This is a genomic window from Sphingopyxis sp. CR5 (assembly GCF_059693785.1).
The window spans coordinates 1-16,955 of record NZ_JCATIE010000004.1 but is presented as its reverse complement, the minus strand read 5'-3'; the positions used below and the strand labels follow the sequence as shown (position 1 = coordinate 16,955).

Annotated in this window: 18 protein-coding genes and 1 pseudogene; 11 read left to right on the top strand and 8 right to left on the bottom strand. The window is 63.9% G+C overall.

The window, feature by feature from the left end; translation table 11 throughout:
• Positions 1-50: 50 nt before the first annotated feature.
• Entirely contained in the window at positions 51-3,713 is a 3,663-nt protein-coding gene (locus AC58D2_RS06865; RefSeq protein WP_497388622.1) for an ORC-CDC6 family AAA ATPase, read from the bottom strand.
• Complete coding sequence (locus AC58D2_RS06860) at positions 3,697-4,869, bottom strand: hypothetical protein (protein ID WP_497388620.1); 1,173 nt, start codon at positions 4,867-4,869, stop codon at positions 3,697-3,699. The genes AC58D2_RS06865 and AC58D2_RS06860 overlap by 17 nt, the downstream gene beginning before the upstream one ends.
• Before the next feature lie 306 nt (positions 4,870-5,175).
• On the opposite strand from AC58D2_RS06860, the gene trbB reads away from it, so the two are divergent.
• The 10 genes from trbB to AC58D2_RS06810 are packed head-to-tail and all read left to right on the top strand — an operon-like array spanning position 5,176 to position 14,173.
• Positions 5,176-6,105 (top strand): P-type conjugative transfer ATPase TrbB, encoded by a 930-nt coding sequence (gene trbB, locus AC58D2_RS06855; protein ID WP_497389303.1) that lies wholly within the window; start codon positions 5,176-5,178, stop codon positions 6,103-6,105.
• Positions 6,102-6,413, top strand: a complete 312-nt coding sequence (locus tag AC58D2_RS06850) for a TrbC/VirB2 family type IV secretion system protein (protein ID WP_497388618.1) — start codon at positions 6,102-6,104, stop codon at positions 6,411-6,413. The genes trbB and AC58D2_RS06850 overlap by 4 nt, the downstream gene beginning before the upstream one ends.
• Complete coding sequence (locus tag AC58D2_RS06845) at positions 6,413-6,679, top strand: VirB3 family type IV secretion system protein (RefSeq protein ID WP_497388616.1); 267 nt, start codon at positions 6,413-6,415, stop codon at positions 6,677-6,679. Before AC58D2_RS06850 ends, AC58D2_RS06845 begins: the two co-directional genes overlap by 1 nt.
• 5 nt (positions 6,680-6,684) lie before the next feature.
• Complete coding sequence (gene trbE, locus AC58D2_RS06840) at positions 6,685-9,147, top strand: conjugal transfer protein TrbE (RefSeq protein ID WP_497388614.1); 2,463 nt, start codon at positions 6,685-6,687, stop codon at positions 9,145-9,147.
• Positions 9,148-9,149: 2 nt separating this feature from the next.
• On the top strand, positions 9,150-9,893 hold the full coding sequence (gene trbJ / locus AC58D2_RS06835; protein ID WP_497389301.1) for a P-type conjugative transfer protein TrbJ: 744 nt from the start codon (positions 9,150-9,152) through the stop codon (positions 9,891-9,893).
• Positions 9,805-10,218, top strand: a complete 414-nt coding sequence (gene trbK-alt, locus AC58D2_RS06830) for a putative entry exclusion protein TrbK-alt (protein WP_497388612.1) — start codon at positions 9,805-9,807, stop codon at positions 10,216-10,218. The genes trbJ and trbK-alt overlap by 89 nt, the downstream gene beginning before the upstream one ends.
• Before the next feature lie 4 nt (positions 10,219-10,222).
• Positions 10,223-11,521 (top strand): P-type conjugative transfer protein TrbL, encoded by a 1,299-nt coding sequence (gene trbL, locus AC58D2_RS06825; RefSeq protein ID WP_497388610.1) that lies wholly within the window; start codon positions 10,223-10,225, stop codon positions 11,519-11,521.
• 2 nt (positions 11,522-11,523) lie between these two features.
• Positions 11,524-12,207: a conjugal transfer protein TrbF gene (gene trbF / locus AC58D2_RS06820; RefSeq protein ID WP_497389299.1), complete on the top strand. Its 684-nt coding sequence runs from the start codon at positions 11,524-11,526 to the stop codon at positions 12,205-12,207.
• 2 nt (positions 12,208-12,209) lie between these two features.
• Positions 12,210-13,040, top strand: a complete 831-nt coding sequence (trbG, locus tag AC58D2_RS06815) for a P-type conjugative transfer protein TrbG (RefSeq protein WP_497388608.1) — start codon at positions 12,210-12,212, stop codon at positions 13,038-13,040.
• On the top strand, positions 13,037-14,173 hold the full coding sequence (locus tag AC58D2_RS06810; RefSeq protein ID WP_497388606.1) for a TraB/TrbI/VirB10 family type IV secretion system protein: 1,137 nt from the start codon (positions 13,037-13,039) through the stop codon (positions 14,171-14,173). The genes trbG and AC58D2_RS06810 overlap by 4 nt, the downstream gene beginning before the upstream one ends.
• On the opposite strand, the gene AC58D2_RS06805 is transcribed toward AC58D2_RS06810, so the two are convergent.
• Positions 14,145-14,330, bottom strand: coding sequence for a hypothetical protein (locus AC58D2_RS06805; RefSeq protein WP_497388604.1), 186 nt, complete (start codon positions 14,328-14,330; stop codon positions 14,145-14,147). The two genes, AC58D2_RS06810 and AC58D2_RS06805, sit on opposite strands and share 29 nt — an antisense overlap.
• 128 nt (positions 14,331-14,458) lie before the next feature.
• On the opposite strand from AC58D2_RS06805, the gene AC58D2_RS06800 reads away from it, so the two are divergent.
• Positions 14,459-14,740, top strand: coding sequence for a helix-turn-helix domain-containing protein (locus AC58D2_RS06800; RefSeq protein ID WP_494228077.1), 282 nt, complete (start codon positions 14,459-14,461; stop codon positions 14,738-14,740).
• Here the strand turns inward: AC58D2_RS06800 and AC58D2_RS06795 are convergent.
• The 5 genes and pseudogenes from AC58D2_RS06795 to AC58D2_RS06775 form a co-directional block, all read right to left on the bottom strand.
• Entirely contained in the window at positions 14,737-15,666 is a 930-nt protein-coding gene (locus AC58D2_RS06795; protein WP_494228076.1) for a LysR substrate-binding domain-containing protein, read from the bottom strand. The genes AC58D2_RS06800 and AC58D2_RS06795 overlap by 4 nt on opposite strands.
• Before the next feature lie 60 nt (positions 15,667-15,726).
• Positions 15,727-16,167 carry a hypothetical protein gene (locus AC58D2_RS06790; protein WP_494228075.1) on the bottom strand — a complete coding sequence of 147 codons (441 nt, stop codon included), beginning with the start codon at positions 16,165-16,167 and terminating at the stop codon, positions 15,727-15,729.
• Positions 16,168-16,211: 44 nt separating this feature from the next.
• Positions 16,212-16,565, bottom strand: coding sequence for a hypothetical protein (locus AC58D2_RS06785; protein WP_494228074.1), 354 nt, complete (start codon positions 16,563-16,565; stop codon positions 16,212-16,214).
• A gap of 36 nt (positions 16,566-16,601) precedes the next feature.
• Positions 16,602-16,826 (bottom strand): hypothetical protein, encoded by a 225-nt coding sequence (locus tag AC58D2_RS06780; protein WP_494228073.1) that lies wholly within the window; start codon positions 16,824-16,826, stop codon positions 16,602-16,604.
• A 5-nt stretch (positions 16,827-16,831) separates the two neighbouring features.
• Positions 16,832-16,955, bottom strand: a pseudogene (locus tag AC58D2_RS06775) (IS5 family transposase); the annotation flags it as partial.

The following is a 16,955-nucleotide window of genomic DNA, read 5'->3' as shown; positions in this document are numbered from 1 at the left end:
CCTGGTTCGGCCGCAATCATCGTAGTGTTGGGCGTCGTCAGCATTGATATTCAGCTTTCATCGCCTCGAATTTTGCGAACGACCTTAAAATAGCGGGATGGACCAACACCTTTTGTGAAGCGGGGTTGATCGAATGCCTGCGGCTTCACGTACCATACCTGACTGACCGGAAAAGCCGCCGAAACGATGGCTGCCGCCGTCGCCTGCATCTTGTTTCCGGTCAGGCCGATTTCATAATCTAGTCCGCCTCGCACAAACCACCCCTCGTGCTGGCGAGACAATATGGCAACCAACTCGGCGAGATCGCTGGCGTCGGCCGATGCGACGATTCCGCCCGGCGTGTCCTCAAGCGCGACCCCCGCGGCGATACCGCCCACTCGAGCCCGCGACGTATCGGCTATGTCGGTGATCACCTGTACCGCATCATATTCGCGTTCGGCCAAAAGGTGGAGGAGGCGTTCGTGCCGGGGAGAAGCGAAGGCCGACAGCGCGCGCAATCGCGTTCCGTCCGTTTCGGCGGAAAGGAGAGGCACCGACTGATACGGCCCGGTCTCGCCCGTCAAAACGTCGCGCAGCGCGGTCAGCAGGAGATGATGATCGGATGCGCTGTAGGCATCCATGACGGTCTTCAGATCCGCTTCGAGCGGATAGTATTCGAGCGCGCCGGTGTACGCGACGAGAAGCTCGTCGGATTTACCCAGCCCGGCCCTAACGGACGAGAAAAGCGCCGGCTTGGCCAATCCGCTAACGTCGATCATTGTTCGGCCGCTTAGTTCTGGAAGCTGTCCACCAGCGACCGAGGCATACGAGACTTCCTCGATCGTGATCCCGTGTTCTTTTGCGACGCGACGCATCATATCAGTGTGTCCGTCGTTTTCATATCGCACGGCAATAATGCGGCGTACCTTTACCAAAGGTAGCAATCGCTTGAAGGACTCGAGCGTGCGGTCTTCGAAGCCCAATCCGACGACGAGATCATCGACCGGCATGCATTTCAGACTATCGATCGTCAGTTCGCCAACCGAAGGAGCCGGAGGAAGCACGATCGACAAACCGTCCTCCGCGCTGCTCTTCGCATCTGGAACGAGTTGATCAAGAAGGTCCATTTGGACGGCACCTGCGCGCGGAGCGGGTTCGAACCTGCGCACTTCTTGCTCGCTTTCCTCGTCGGCGACTTCCTCATCGTCCTCATATTGGCCAGTCGATAAATTACGCAAAAGAACCTCGCGGCCTGCTTCCGGTTCGGCCAGCCAGCGCTCGAGATCCTCTCCGGACAATTCGAATCGATCACGGTCGGATAGGCCGATGAAATTCGCCAGCCCGTACAGCTTGCGGAAGGTCAGCTTGAATTGCTGTACCGGATCGGAGTCGTGCGTTTTCGTCCTTGCGGTTCCGCCGGTGAAGACGAACACGCCTGCGTCGACGAGATCACGCAGTCGGTTCATCTGCGCCTGCATTTCGCCGGAGGTCACTCGAACGTACAAGGACGTGTATTGCCGAATTCGCCCTGTCGGCTTGCCTTTGCCGGATTCCATCAGCAGCTGGTGAGACGCTTCGGCAAACTGAAGTGCGACGGTTTTAAGGTCGCTGCCCCGGCGATCGAGGCTGTAGAGGTGTCGAGCACAGAAATCCTGATAAACTTGATGCTGTCTTTCGGGCGGAACAGGCAGGCCTGATCGATGGCCCGTCAGAATTTCCTGGTAGATTTGAATGACGGCACCGATGTCGCCCACGCATACGCCGGCAAGCGCACGCAGACCGTGATAGAGCCGCTTGCGTTCCCGCGACCGGGTCTGTGTCTCAGCGATCGTTCGAGCTATCGATTCAAGATCGACATCGCCGAGGACATCAGCCGAACTTTGGCTGGGGTGACCGGGAAACAGCCGGGCTCGGGCGTCGAGAATTTTGGTGACGAACGTCTTGCCCGTGCGATCCTTGAGGCGAGTCTGAACTTCGGCACCCAGATCAAACGTGTTGAAGTCTCGGCCAGCGGCAGCCGGATGAACTTGGCCGGGCGACTTCAGGCTGAGGAAAATGGTCTGCGTCTCGGAGGTCAGTTTGAATGCGCAATGCGCATGCTGGAAGAGAAGCGCAGAAAGAAGATCCTCTACCCGATCGGAATCGAGATAGCGCGTCGACACATCGTCGAGGAGGAAGAGTATCTGCGCGTCGTTCCAGATCGCTGCCGCTCTCCTAAGGGCTTCTGCGAGCAGCGGGAAAGCTGTGTTGGGATTTGTCGCCAAACGCAATCCGGAATCGCTACGACTTACGCGAACAAGCAGGTCGCTCATCGCGCGCTCCAATTGCTCCACGGTGGTCGCGGGTCCAATTTCCGGACGAGGGGCAAGGGAATCCGACACCGCCCGCACCAACCCCGCACTCGCGTCGAGAGAGAGAGCTTCGTTATTGAGATCTTGGAGGTGCGCCATCGCCCGCGCGCCCTGTGCAGCATAGGCGACAAGAAGGCGGGCAAACAATTCCTCGGTGGAAGGCCGCTCTGCACGAGGATCGACAGGGATGAGGCGTTGGGCGGATACGAACAATCCGACGTATCCGTCTTCGGTCACCCGACGCAGCGCATCCTCATCCGTTTCTTTGGGTAGGACGGCCGCTCTGGCATGAAATTGCAACGAATGAAGCAACATGGTTTTGCCGCATCCCCGCATTCCCGTCATAACGAGCGGACCGGGCGCGCCGACCTTCTTTAGCCATGCCCCTTCCGGATCGACGATGAGTTGCGGCACATACCAAGCGTCAAGCGTCTGGGCGTTATAGGATTCGGCAAATGTTCGGAGTACGGTCTGATTGCGCCAAGGCCGCCAAGGTTCAGCGGTACGTCGATACTGCTCACGGATTCCGGCAATCACGTCGTCGGCGGTAGGCGTGCGCTGGTTCTCGGTGGCAGCGGCCAGACCTTGCGCAATGCCATGAAGCTTCAGCCCAATTCTCTTGTCGAGATCGGGGGCAGCGTCTCCGCCAGCCAGCAGTCGGTCAGCCATTCCATGAATATGGCGGCCAATCCAATGTAGATCGCCCAAATAGATGCCTCCCGAGCGGCGGTCCTCCGCGACTGAACCCAGGTCTATGGCGACGGCACGGATATCGGGTTCGATCGCATCCGCCCGCCTACGTCCCGGCGGCAGGTCCTGAACAATAATGTTGGCGGCGTGCAGATCGTTGTGATGAACTTTGAGTCGCTCGAACTCTTCCTTCATTCTGAAGAGATCGCACGCGATCTGGGCAGCCTGCGCCGCCGACAGCGGACGCGCACCCGATAGATATTTCCCTAACGTATCACCTTCGACGAATTGGAGCACGGCGACATGACAGGGCAACGAAATCTCGCCGAAGGCGATCTCGCAATCAAACATTTGTTCAACTGCAACGACATGGTCTGCGCCGTCCGCAACCTGCGCGTGCAGCTCGGTTTCCTTCGCAAAATCCTTGTCGAACTTCTGATAGAGGCCGGTGGGCGTCACCTTAAGCACGCGCAGCGAACGATTCAGCCCCGACTTGGGCTTCGCCACGAACGTAGCCGCGTAGAACCCGCGACCAAGTGGACGCTCGACGTCAAAATCACCGATTTCATCCGGTGTCCGCGTTAAGGGAAAGCCATATTCCCGGCCGCATTCCGGGCAAAGATCGTCGAGCCGTTTTTCGGTTTGGTCATAATCGGGACAAGTGAAGCAACAAAATTTACCGATTTCCGACACCGATTATCTCCAGAGCTCGATTGAATCTAATCGGCGTATCGCCTTGGTCACCATTCGCAATCTTTATCGCGCCAGCCAAAGCGTACCTTAATGTTGGCCAACGTTCGTCATCACAGCGAACCGAAATCAGAGACTCGCCTGATTTGACGAAGGTGCCGGGCCGGGCAAGGAGAATAAGACCGACGGAATCGTCGAATGTCGTTCCCTCGTCCGGCAATCGAGAAGCCAAAATCGCATCACGCAAAGCCCGCACGTCGTATTCAATGATACCGTCCCGAGATGCCTCAACAGATTTTGTGTGAGCGGCGGCGACCGCGGATGCCTTTGCCTGAAAGCCTTCCGCGGAACCACCCTGAGCTCTTAAGTTGGCGAGGAATGATTCCGCAGCGTTAGGTTGAGCGGCGGCGGGTGACGCGATCAATGCCGATGCCCATTCACGACACGCGGATGCATGCTCGATCAGCCACGAGCAACCTTCGTTTTTCAACAGACGCGCCAACGCCAATATGGCTTCCCCTCGGCCAATATAGGGTTGTTGAGGTCGGTTGCCGTCCGTCACTATGCACAAAGGGTGCAGATTGAGACGATCAGCCACCTCGCAGAATCGGAGCGCATTTTGCCGTGCGGCGGCCACATCCCGACCGAAGTTGCCGTGAGGGGCGGCCCGCACTTCCAACCCAACCAGCCGTATGCCCATGGCAAGTTTCTTAGCCAAGAGACTGGCGATGGCGAGTGCGGGAATTGCTTGGGCACCCACCCGTTGCCGATATGCGAACATAGCTGCATCGGCGGGAGCAAACTGATTTCCCGCCAGAAAATGAACATAGCCGCAATCGTCGAGAACCGCTTTCGCCTCAATATGGTTCAGGTCAACGCGGTAACCAGGGATTTGGGCAAGCGCATCCACGCCTCCCGCCGGACGTCCAGGGACGCCCAGCTTCGGTACAGTGTACCCGGAGGCGGCGAGGACGGCGGGCGCCCATAAGGTTGAAAGCGAGCCCGGACCGCCGGTAGAAGCTAGATCAGCACTTCGCTCGATCATTTCCCAGCGTTGGCCGGACGCCGCCAGAGTTTCGGCGAGCGCGGCGACCTCGTCGTCCGAAAGGTCGCCGGACCGCGCTCTAGCGATCCATCTATCGAAATCCTCCTCGTCCATAACGCATCAGGCTCGCTGTTGTCCGCTTCTATGCCCGTGCCGGTAAGCTCCCGACTGGCAGAGTGCGCAGCTGCGATTCGGACGAAAGGCTTTACCACGAACTAGCCGGATCGCCTTGTGGGCGGAAGCCCGATAACATCTTTGTCTATCCGGACGTCGCCTATCATACGACGCCGTCAAACTGCTGTTGTAACCGGCCAATTTTCGCATTCTTTACCTGTCTCCGACGCCGCCGATGCGGCGCCCGAATGCGGAGACAGATCAGTGACCCAGTCCTCGGCTATCGTCCATGCGCGCAGCACCTCGATGCTGCGCAGCGCGCTCGGCCCTGCTATCGCCACCTGGCTCGACGAGCCGACCGTTTCCGAGGTCATGCTCAACGCCGACGGCCGTCTGTGGGTCGATCGGCTCGATGCCGGCATGGCCGATACGGGCGAGACGCTGACCGCGGCGCAGGCCGAACGCATCATCCGGCTCGTCGCGCATCATGTCGGCGCCGAAGCGCATCGCGGACTCCCGCGCGTCTCGGCCGAGCTTCCGACAAGCGGCGAGCGCTTCGAAGGGCTGCTGCCGCCCGTCGTCACGGCGCCGATCTTCTCGATCCGCCGCCCGGCGAGCCTGCCGCTGGCGCTCGCCGACTATGTCGCGGCCGGCATAATGACCGCGACCGCCGCGGCTTATCTCGGCAATGCAGTTAAAGATCGCGCCAATATCCTCGTCGCCGGCGGCACCTCGACGGGCAAGACGACGCTCACCAACGCGCTGCTCGCCATCGCGGCCGACAGCGCCGACCGTATCATCCTGATCGAAGACACGCGCGAACTGCGCTGTGATGCCGCCAATGTCGTCGCCCTGCGCACCGCGCCCGGCGTCACCATGACCGACCTTGTCCGCTCGAGCCTGCGCCTGCGCCCCGACCGGATTCCGGTCGGCGAGGTGCGCGGCCCCGAGGCTCTCGACCTCCTGAAGGCCTGGGGCACCGGCCACCCCGGCGGCATCGGCACGATCCATGCCGGAAGCGCCAGCGCGGCACTACACCGTCTCGAGCAACTGATCCTCGAAGCGATCGCGCATGTGCCGCGCCCACTGATCGCCGAGACGATCGACGTGATCGCAGTGCTCACGGGCCGCGGTGCCGAGCGGCGTCTGTCCGAATTCGTCCGCGTCGAGGGGCTCGCTCCCGACGGCGGTTACCGCCTGCTTCCCATTCTCCAGACCCAAGGAGCCCCTGCATGATGCCCCGTCCGCTTCGCCTTGCCGCCATCGCCGGTCTCGCCGTCCTCTATGCCGCGCCCGCCTGGGCCGGCGGCTCGGGCATGCCGTGGGAGACGCCGCTCCAGTCGATCGTGGATTCGGTGCAAGGTCCGGTCGCGCGGGTGATCGGCGTGATCATCATCGTCATCACCGGGCTGACGCTGGCGTTCGGCGACACCGCGGGCGGCTTCCGGCGGCTGATCCAGATCGTCTTCGGCCTGTCGGTGGCGTTCGCGGCCTCCTCCTTCTTCCTCAGCTTCTTCAGCTTCGGCGGCGGAGCGCTCGTCTGATGGGCGAGGAGAATCTTCCCGGATTCGCGGCGCCGGTGCACCGGGCGCTCGCCGAGCCGATCCTGCTCGCCGGCGCGCCGCGGGCGCTCGCGATCTTCAACGGCACGCTCGCCGCCGCGGTCGGCATCGGCCTCCGCTTATGGATCGCCGGGATCTTGATCGCACTCGTCGGCCACGGCCTATGCGTCTTCGCCGCACGCCGCGACGCGCAGATTCTTCCCGTCGCGCGCCGCCATGTCGCGCTCCCCACAATTTTCGAAAGCTGATCCCAATGATGTTCCTGCGCGAACATGCCAAAAGCCCGACACGGCTCGCCGACTTCCTGCCCTGGGCGGCGATGATCGCGCCCGGCGTGATCCTGAACAAGGACGGGAGCTTCCAGCGCACGCTGCGCTTTCGCGGTCCCGACCTCGACAGCGCGACCGGGTCCGAGCTCATCGCGACCTCGGCGCGGCTGAATAGCGCCCTGAAACGCCTCGACACCGGCTGGGCGATCTATGTCGAGGCGCAGCGCAAGGCGTCACCCGGCTATCCGGTCTCGGAGGGGTTCGTCGATCCGGTATCGGGGTTAATCGACGAGGAACGGCGCGCCCAGTTTGAAGGGGGTGATGTCGCTCCCGCCAATTTCACGAGCCGCTATTATCTGACGCTGCAGTGGCTGCCGCCCGCCGACGACACGTCGAAGGCCGGGTCGCTCCTCTTCGAAGGCGGCGAACAGGTAGGCGCCACCGCGGCCGACCATGTGTCCGACTTCGAGCGCGACACCGCGCGGCTCTTCGACATGATCGACGGCGTGATGCCCGAGGCGGCGTGGCTCGATCCGCAAGAGACGCTGACCTATCTCCACTCGACGATTTCGACGCACGAACAGCGTATCGCGCTGCCCGAGACGCCGATGCATCTCGACGCGCTGCTCGCCGACGAGACGCTGGTCGGCGGCCTCGCGCCGCAGCTTGGGCAGAAGCATCTGCGCTGTCTCACCATTACCGGCTTTCCGTCCTCGACCGTGCCGGGGATGCTCGACGAGCTCAACCGGCTCGGCTTCGGCTATCGCTGGACGACGCGCGCCATTTGTATGGACAAGATCGCGGCACAGAAGATGCTCGGCCGCATTCGCCGCCTGTGGTTCGCCAAGCGCAAGAGCCTCGGCGCGATCATCAAGGAGGTGCTCACCAACGAGGCGAGCGTGCTCGTCGACAGCGACGCGGCGAACAAGGCGGGCGAAGCCGATGCGGCGCTGCAGGATCTCGGCGCTGACATCGCCGGCTATTGCTATGTCACCACCGCGATCACCGTCTTGGGCGAGACGGCGCGCGACGCCGATCTCAAGCTCCAGGCCATCGAGAAGATCGTGCGCGGGCGTGATTTCGCGTGCCTTGCCGAGACGCTCAACGCGGTCGAAGCCTGGCTCGGCTCAATCCCCGGCAATGCCTACGCCAACGTCCGCCAGCCGCCGGTCTCGACGCTCAACCTCGCGCACATCATGCCGGTGTCGGCGGTATGGGCCGGGCAGGAACGCGACGAACATCTCGGCGGGCCGCCGCTGTTCCACGCGCGCACCGAGGGCACGACCCCGTTCCGCTTTTCGCTCCATGTCGGCGACGTCGGGCACAGCCTCGTCGTTGGGCCGACCGGCGCGGGCAAGAGCGTGCTGCTCGCCTTCATGGCATTGCAGTTCCGCCGCTATAAAGATGCACAAATCTTCGCCTTCGACCATGGCGGCTCGATCCGCGCCGCGACGCTCGGGGTCGGCGGCGAATGGCATGACCTCGGCGGCAGCCTCGGCGGCGACGCACCGCCGGTCGCATTGCAGCCGCTCGCTCGCATCGACTCACCCGACGAGCGTGCCTGGGCCGCCGACTGGCTCGCCGCGATCCTCGCGCGCGAAGGCTTCGCGATTACGCCCGAGGTCAAGGAGCATCTCTGGACCGCGCTCGGCAGTCTTGCCGATGCGCCGGTCCAGCAGCGCACGCTCACCGGCCTGTCGGTGCTCGTCCAGGCCTCGGGGCTCAAGCGCGCGCTTGCACCCTATACGCTCGCCGGTCCCTATGGCCGGCTGCTCGACGCCGAGGGCGAGGGGTTCGGGACGAGCGACGCGCAGGCCTTCGAGACGGAAGGACTCGTCGGTACGCCGGCGGCGCCCGCGGTGCTCGCCTATCTCTTCCACCGGATCGGGCGGCGGCTCGACGGGCACCCGACGCTGATCCTGATCGACGAGGGCTGGCTCGCGCTCGACGACGAGATGTTCGGCCGGCAGCTCAAGGAATGGCTGAAGACGCTCCGCAAGAAAAATGCGTCTGTCGTCTTCGCGACGCAGAGCCTTGCCGACATCGAGGGGAGTAGAATCGCCCCCGCGATCATCGAAAGCTGCCCGACGCGCATCTTCCTCGCCAATGAGCGCGCGCTCGAGCCGCAGATCGCGGGCATCTATCGCCGCTTCGGGCTCAACGACCGGCAGATCGAGATCATCGCGAGCGCGTCGCCCAAGCGCGACTATTATTGCCAGTCGGCGCTCGGCAACCGCCTCTTCGATCTCGGCCTCGGCCCGCTCACGCTCGCCTTCACCGCCGCTTCGTCGCGAACCGACATGAACGCGATCTCCACGCTCGTCGACGCGCATGGCGCCGAGCGCTTCGCCGAAGCCTGGCTGCGCCACCGCGGTCTCGGCTGGGCTGCCGATATCGTCGCCGCCGAGCGCAACCCGTCCCCCGCCCCCCAAGAAGAGGAGATATGATGATGCCCTGTTCCCCTGTCCTGCGTCCGCTGCTGACCGGCGCCGCGGCGCTGATGCTGATCGCCGCGCCGCCCGCGGCCGCACAGATCACCGTCTATGATCCGACCAACTATTCGCAGAATCTGCTGAGCGCGGCGCGCGCGCTGCAACAGATCAACAATCAGATCACCTCGCTGCAGAATGAAGCCGCGATGCTGTTGGGTCAGGCGCGCAACCTGACGTCACTGCCGACCTCGACGCTTAGCGAACTGCAGCAGTCGATGGACCGCACGCGCCAGCTTATCGGCGAGGCGCAGCAAATCGCGTACAATGTTCGCGACATCGACCGGGTGTTCGACCAGCGCTATCCGGCAGGGTCGCTCGCCAGCACGAGCCACGGCCGGCTCGTCGAAAATGCCGACAATCGCTGGCGCGACGCGGTTGCGGCCTTCCAGGACGCGCTTAAGACGCAGGCGACCATCGTCACCAATATGGGCGATACGCGCGCGCAGTTGGACACACTGGTCGGCGCGAGCCAGGATGCGGTCGGCGCGCTGCAGGCGGCGCAGGCGGGCAACCAGCTCGTCGCGCTGCAGACGCGGCAGTTGGCCGACCTCACAGCGCTCGTCGCGGCGCAGGGCCGGGCGGCGGCGATCGAGGCCGCGCGCGCCGCAGCCGATGAGCACCAAGCGCGCGAGGCGGGCCGCCGCTTCCGCGGAGAGCGCAGCCCCTACACCCCGCGCAGCGTCTCGATCTTCCATGACTGAGCCGCATGATCATCCGCGGCCGGCAAGACGCGGCCGAATCCCCAGTGGGTCGGGCGCGCTTGCCCTTGCGTTCGCCGGCGCAGGCCTCGTCACGGGCGCGCTGATCGCGATGCGCGAGCCGGTGACGCCGGCACGCTACGCGGTCACCGACGCGCCGCCCGCGCCCTATATTTCGCCTGAAGCGCTTGCCGACACCCTCGCGCGCTGCCGCACGGCGAGCGCCGAGACGGCAGGCGCCGAATGTCATGCTGCTTGGGAGGCTAATCGCAGGCACTTCTTCGGACTGCCATTGTCGAACCCAACGGGCCGACAAGGAAGGGAGTGAGGCGGTGCAGAATCCCGGCGTCATCGACCGTTTCCTCGACCTGTTCGGCCGCTATATCGATTCGGGTTTCGGGCTGATCGGCGGCGACGTCGGTTTTCTCGCGAGCGCGCTGATCGTCATCGATGTGACGCTCGCCTTCCTCTTCTGGACCTGGGGCGGCGACGAGGACATCATCGCGCGGCTGGTCAAGAAGACGCTGCAGGTCGGCTTCTTCGCGTTCCTGATCAGCAACTGGAATGCGCTCGCGAAGATCATTTATCTCAGCTTTTCGGGGATCGGCCTCAAGGCCGCCGGCTCGGGAAGCGCGGAAGATCTGCTCCATCCCGGGCGCATCGCGCAGATCGGCATCGATGCGGGGCGGCCGCTGCTCGAACAGGCGTCGGAACTTGCGGGGCCGGTCGGCCTGTTTGTCAATTTCGCCGAGATCGCGATGTTGCTCGTCGCCTGGGCGCTGGTGCTGCTCGCCTTCTTCATCATCGCAATCCAGATTTTCGTGACGTTGATCGAGTTCAAGCTGGTCACGCTTGCGGGTTTCATTCTGGTTCCCTTCGGCCTGTTCGGCCGCACCGCCTTCCTCGCCGAGCGCGTGCTCGGCAATGTCATGGCCACCGGCGTCAAGATACTCGTGCTCGCGATCATCATCGGCATCGGCTCGACGATTTTCGACGAGTTCGTGACCGAACTCGGCGGCACGCGGCCGACGCTCGAAGAGGTCGGCAGCTTGGCGCTCGCAAGCCTGACCCTGCTCGGCCTGTCGATCTTCGGCCCCGGCATCGCTGCCGGGCTGATTTCGGGCGGCCCGCAGCTCGGCGCGGGCGCCGCGGTCGGCACCGCGCTCGTCGCGAGCGGCGTCGGCGCCGCGGCGGGCGCGGGAGTCGCGGGCGCGGCGAGCCTCGCCACCCGCAGCGGCACCCGCGCCGCCGGTTCGCTCTCCTCCCGGTCCGCCGCGCGCTCCAGCGGCGGCTCGCCCCCGGCGCCGGCGCCCGCTCCCGGCAGCAAGCCCCAGGCGCCGACGGGCGGCGCGCCCGCCGCTCCCCTTCCGGCGGGCGCGCCCACGGGAGGTGTAGCATCTGGCCCGGCGCTGGCATCGGCTTCATCGGGCGTCGGCGAGCCTGAACTGCTGGTCGGTGGCGACAACTCTCCGGCACCCGCGGCCGCTCCGCAGGCCGAGGCACCGGCCTGGGCCAACGCGCTGCGCCGGCGCCAGATGGTGCAGCAGGGGACGATGCTCGCCGCGCACAGCCTGCGCTCGTCCGATCATGGCGGGGGTGCTGCGCATATTTCGCTGGAGGATCGCTCATGAATATCTTTCGCCGTCCCTCGTCGCGCTTCGGCCGCGAGCCTGTTCCCGAGACCCCCTATCAACGCGCCGGCCAGGTCTGGGACGAGCGCATCGGCTCGGCGCGCGCGCAGGCCTATAGCTGGCGGCTGATGGCATTCGGCATGGGGGCACTCCTCGCGCTGTCGGTCACCGACAATCTGCGTTTGCGCTTCGGCGCGAAGATCGTTCCTTATGTCGTCGAGGTCGATCGGCTCGGCGCAGCGCGCAGCGTCGCGCCGGCCGCCGCCGACTATCGGCCGACCGATCCGCAGATCGCATGGCATCTGGCGCGGTTCATCGAACATGTCCGCACCCGTCCCGCCGATCCGGTCGTGCTCCGGCAAAATCTGGCGAGCGCCTATGACTATGTGACGGAGCAGGGCGCCATCGCGCTCAACGATTATGCGCGGGCCAGCGATCCCTTCGCCGATCTCGCCGAAACCCAGGTGTCGGTCGATGTCCGGCAGGTCGTACGCGCCTCGGCCGACAGTTTCCGCATCGCCTGGGACGAACGCCGCTATGTGCGCGGGGGGCTCGCCGGCACGACGCACTGGTCGGCGATCCTCACGATCGCGCAGCGCAGCCCAAGCGATGCGCAGACGCTCAGCCGCAATCCGCTCGGGCTCTATGTCCACGCCATCAACTGGTCCCAGGACCTTGGAGAATGATCATGCGCGCCTTTCTACTCTGTTCCTCCTTCCTGCTCGCGGTACCCGCACTCGCGCAGGTCAAAGCGCCGACGTCTGTCGCAGCCGCAACCGATAGGGCGCGCGTCGCGCCGCGTACGGCGGGCTGGCAGGGCGCGACGCAGGTCTTCGCCTATGCGCCGGGAAGCCTCTATCAAGTTACTGCCGCGTTAGGCCGGGTGACGACGATCCAGCTTCAGCAAGGCGAGAGCCTGTCCGACACCGGCGCGGTCGCGGCGGGCGACACGGTGCGCTGGGTGATCGGCGAGGCTGCGAGCGGCAGCGGAAGCAGCCGCCGGACGCAGATTCTGGTGAAGCCGACTGAGCCGGGGCTCGTCACGAATCTCGTGATCAACACCGACCGGCGCACCTATATCGTCGAGCTCCGGTCGACCGCCTCGACCTATATGGCGAGCGTCGCCTGGTCCTATCCGCAGGATGAGCTGATCGCGCTCAAAGCACGAACCGACGCGGCGGCTCGCATTGCTGAAACACAGGTTGCAAGCGGCCTCGACCCCGCACGGCTCGAATTTGGCTATCGGCTAAAGGGCGACGGACCCGACTGGCGGCCGACCCAGGTCTTCGACGATGGCGCCAAGACCTATATTCTCTTCCCCGCGACCATCGCGCAGAGCGAACTGCCGCCGCTTTTCTTGATCGGGGCGGGCGGCAAGGCCGAACTCGTCAACTATCGCGTGTCGGGTCGCTATATGATCGTCGATCGGTTGTTCGCGGCCGCCGAACTCCGGCTCGGCACCAAGAGGCCCCAGACGGTGCGGATCGAGCGCATCGCCGCGCGGAGCCATCGGCCATGAACGGCCGTGACGACACTCGCGATCAGCCCGCGACCCAGCGGCCAATCGCGACCCGAGCGCCGACACCGAAACCACGCCGCCTGTCGCGCAAGGCGCTGGTCACGCTGACCACCGCCGGCGCGTTCGCGATCGCCGGCACGCTCGCGTGGAGCCTGTCCGACCGCCGCGAGCAAACGAGATCCGAAGCGGTATCGGTCGCACCGCGGCAGGGCGCCGAGGTTCTTGGCGATGCGCCAAAAAATTATGGTGATCCAGCCTTATGGGCGGCAGCGAATATGGGGCCGCCCTCAAGCAAGCTCCCTGATGATTCAGCCGAACCCCCTTCGACCGCCGATGTCGATCCCCCGCCTAGTCCCGATCCTGCCGAGGCCGAAGCCCAGCGCCAGCGCCAGCAGGCCGACGCGGCGCGCGGCGCCAAGCTGTTCGCCGCCGATGGCCCGACACGGCGCCCACCGACGGCATCTTATCCTGCCGCGTCCGCTCCTTCCGGCCCGCCCGACAAGGATCGTGCGGATAAAGTGCCGAGCGACGTTCCTGTCCATACCGCGCGGCTCAGCACCTCGCCCGAACCCCACACCATTCTCGCCGGGTCGACCATTGCCGCTGCGCTGATCACAGGACTCTCATCCGATGTGCCCGGGCAGGTGATCGCACAGGTTACCGAAGATGTATTCGATACGGTGACGGGCCGCGTTCGGCTGATTCCGCAGGGCGCGCGGTTGATCGGCGATTATGACGCGAGAAACGCGCACGGGCAGACGCGCGCCCATATCCTCTGGACCCGGCTCATCCTGCCCGATGGCCGTTCGATCGACCTCGACCGAATGAGTGCGACCGACGGCAGCGGCGCGAGCGGTGTGACGGGCAAGGTCGACAATCACTGGGGCAGCATCGTGCGCGCTGGCTTGCTCTCGACCTTGTTCGGGGTCGGAAATGAGCTTGCCGACAGCGGCAGGGATGACGCGATCGCCGATGCGATCCGCGACAGTTCGGGCGAGACGATCGGGCGCGCCGGCGACCGGATCGTCGAGCGGCAGCTTCAGATACAGCCTACGATCACCGTCAGGCCCGGCGCACGAGTGCGGGTTCTCGTCAGCCGCGATCTCATTCTGGAGCCTTATCCACCGCGCTGATCTCGGGCTGCTGCAGGTCGCCCAACGCCGCAGCGGCATGGTCGAGATAATCGACCGCGAGTTGCTCGGCGGGCTCGTTGAGCATCGCCCGAGCAAGCCCGATCAGCCGCTCGGCCTCGACGTAACGCTTGGCGGGGTCGTCAGGAAACATAGTCATAGGCGCGAGATCATAGCCTCTCCCCTATTTAACGTCCAGTATATTGGGTGGTTAATTTGGGCCACTCGGTGTGCGCATGCAGGATGGATTCTGCTTCGATTTTTGCGCGCAATCTTGAGCTCGTTCGCGTGGCGAAAGGTTATACGCAGGAAAATCTTGCGATCGATGCCGATGTCACCCGGTCCCATCTCTCAAACCTCAAGAGCGGGACGAGCAGCGCGACCTTGGAGATGATCGACAAACTCGCCGGGGTTCTTGAAATCGAGTCCTGGTATCTGTTGCTCCCCAATCTGACTGTCGAAAGCGTCGATCCGGGCGAGGATGTTGGAGACGACCCAAGCCGCCCCTTCCATCTGAAAGTGGTCAAAAACCAGACGAGCAAGCGCAAGCTACGGCACTCGAACGGTTAGATTGTGAAGTTAGCGCGTTCGCGGATATGGCGGACCAGCCGATGCCGAATGGGATTGGCGTCGCTGGCGAACCATATTGCTTCTATCGCGACGGCGGAGTCTTGGTCCACGATTGGTCGGGTAATGACGCCGGGACGATCGACGAGGGCCGATTCAAACGAAATGGTGACGCCGAGTCCGAGCGCGACCATTTCGAAGAGAACGCCCCGCGACACATCATGCTGTTCGCAGTTGAGTGGACGATTGCCGATCCGTTGGAGAAGGGCACGATAACCCGCCAGTTCACCCTGATGGGTGCGTAAGATGATCGGCGAAGCCGTGATATCCGCCCAACCACAATAATCCCTGGCGGCCGCCGGATGTCCTTTCGGGAGCACGGCATGGAGTTGCTCGCGCCATAGCGACTCCCTTACCAGTGTCGGCGTATCGGTGTCGGGCACGAAGGCGGAGAAGATGACATCGATGGTGCGATCGTTGAGATGGCGGTACAATGTGCCGGGTGGCGCCTCGACGAACTGCAGTTTGACATTCGGACATTCGGCCATGAAGTCGGCAAGGCCGTCGCGCAGCGGTCCGGACGCTACGCCAGGGTAGAAACCGAGGGTGAGCGAGCCCGACCGGCTGGTTGCAACAGCCGCCGCATTGGCCATCTGACGATCGACGATGTCGACGATCATGCGCGCGCCGGGCAGTATCGCCTTGCCCATGGGAGTGAGATCAAGCGGCGCCCGCCGATTGCGGACGAAAAGTTCTCCTCCGAAGAAATCCTCCAGCCTCGCGATGCTCTGGGCGATGGCCGACGGGCTGATACCGAGTTGGTGGGCGACATCGGTAAAGCTGCGGGTTTCGACCACCCTGAGGAAGGTATCGAACCGGTGCAGCGCAGGCCGTGCCGAGCGCCCGCGATCGGGATTGCGGCGAGACATGAGTGTCTTCCCGTTCCGACTGTCAAAGCGCCCGGTCGGCTACCTTGATGTTCAATCTGGTCAGTCGCACCAATCGCGGTCGGCGCCATAACGACGGATGCGGCAGTGATGTCGCCATGTTCCGATTCCGAGCGCGATCAACATGGGGTAGCTCCACAAGGCAATCAGCAAGGCATAGGTCACCGGGATCATGCCGGGTTCCACGAGTTTGGTGACATGGGCGCCGACGGTCACGAGATGGAGACCGGCGACGAGAAGCGGCCAGCCACGGTCGGCCCGCGATGCGACCATAACAAGCACGATCAGCAAAAGCCCGTCGACGATAAGCAGACCCGTTTCCATTTCGACGAACCGGTGATCGACGTCGGCGCGCACCATGGCTGACGCTATAGTCGCGGCGAGCAGAGCCGTCCCGACAGCACGTTCGGGCGCTCCGCCCCGCCACAGCGCGTAGCCGCAGGTCAAAATCAGCAACGCAACGAAGATCGTGATGCGCAGCATCTATGTCCTGCGAGCCAGGTGCGAGGCGGGACGGGCTCCTGTCGTCAGGCGGCCGAAGCGATCGGAACGACATCGGCACTGCCATTGGCGTGGCGGGTCGGAGGGCAGGGAGAGATGTCGCCGAACATCCGCTCGAGGCCCAGTTCCTTGATCAATTGCGGCGTGAGCGCATGGGCTTCGATGAAGGCCTTGCGCGCACTGACATTGGCGGTCAGCGCTTCGACCAGCTTGTCGAGCATCTCGGTGCCCGCCGCGAGGGGAAGATTGGCCTCGATGCGGACGCGCAGCATCTCGGCGATGCAGGTCGCGTTGTCCGCCGCAGCGCGATCGGTTGCGTTTTCGGCCGCCTGGAACAGAGGCTGGATGGTGTGGAATGCATTTTTCCTTTGCTTCAACATCAGTGTCTCCTCGCCGCCCTCCGGCAAGGAAGGCGGCTAATTGCGGTAGGGGGGATCGGAAATGTCGATCTCATAATCCACAAAGATGCGAGTGATCGCCTCGGCGCCAACCAGCAGCGCGCCAGCCAGCGCCACCGCGCCAAAAGCAATGGCAACGATCAAACCAATTCTCTGCAGGGTGCTGAGATTGTATCGATTCCGAGCGCTGGCTGAGAACGCGTCCTCTACCAACGCACCTTCACTGTCCGCTAGGTCGGGCATGGCTACTAGGCTTCGTGGACAAAGGGTATCCAGAGTTTAACTGAGGCGAGCGCGACGAAGCCGAGGTAGGATTCCTTGGTTTTGTCGTAGCGGGTGGCGACCCTGCGCCAATTCTTGAGTTTGTTGAAC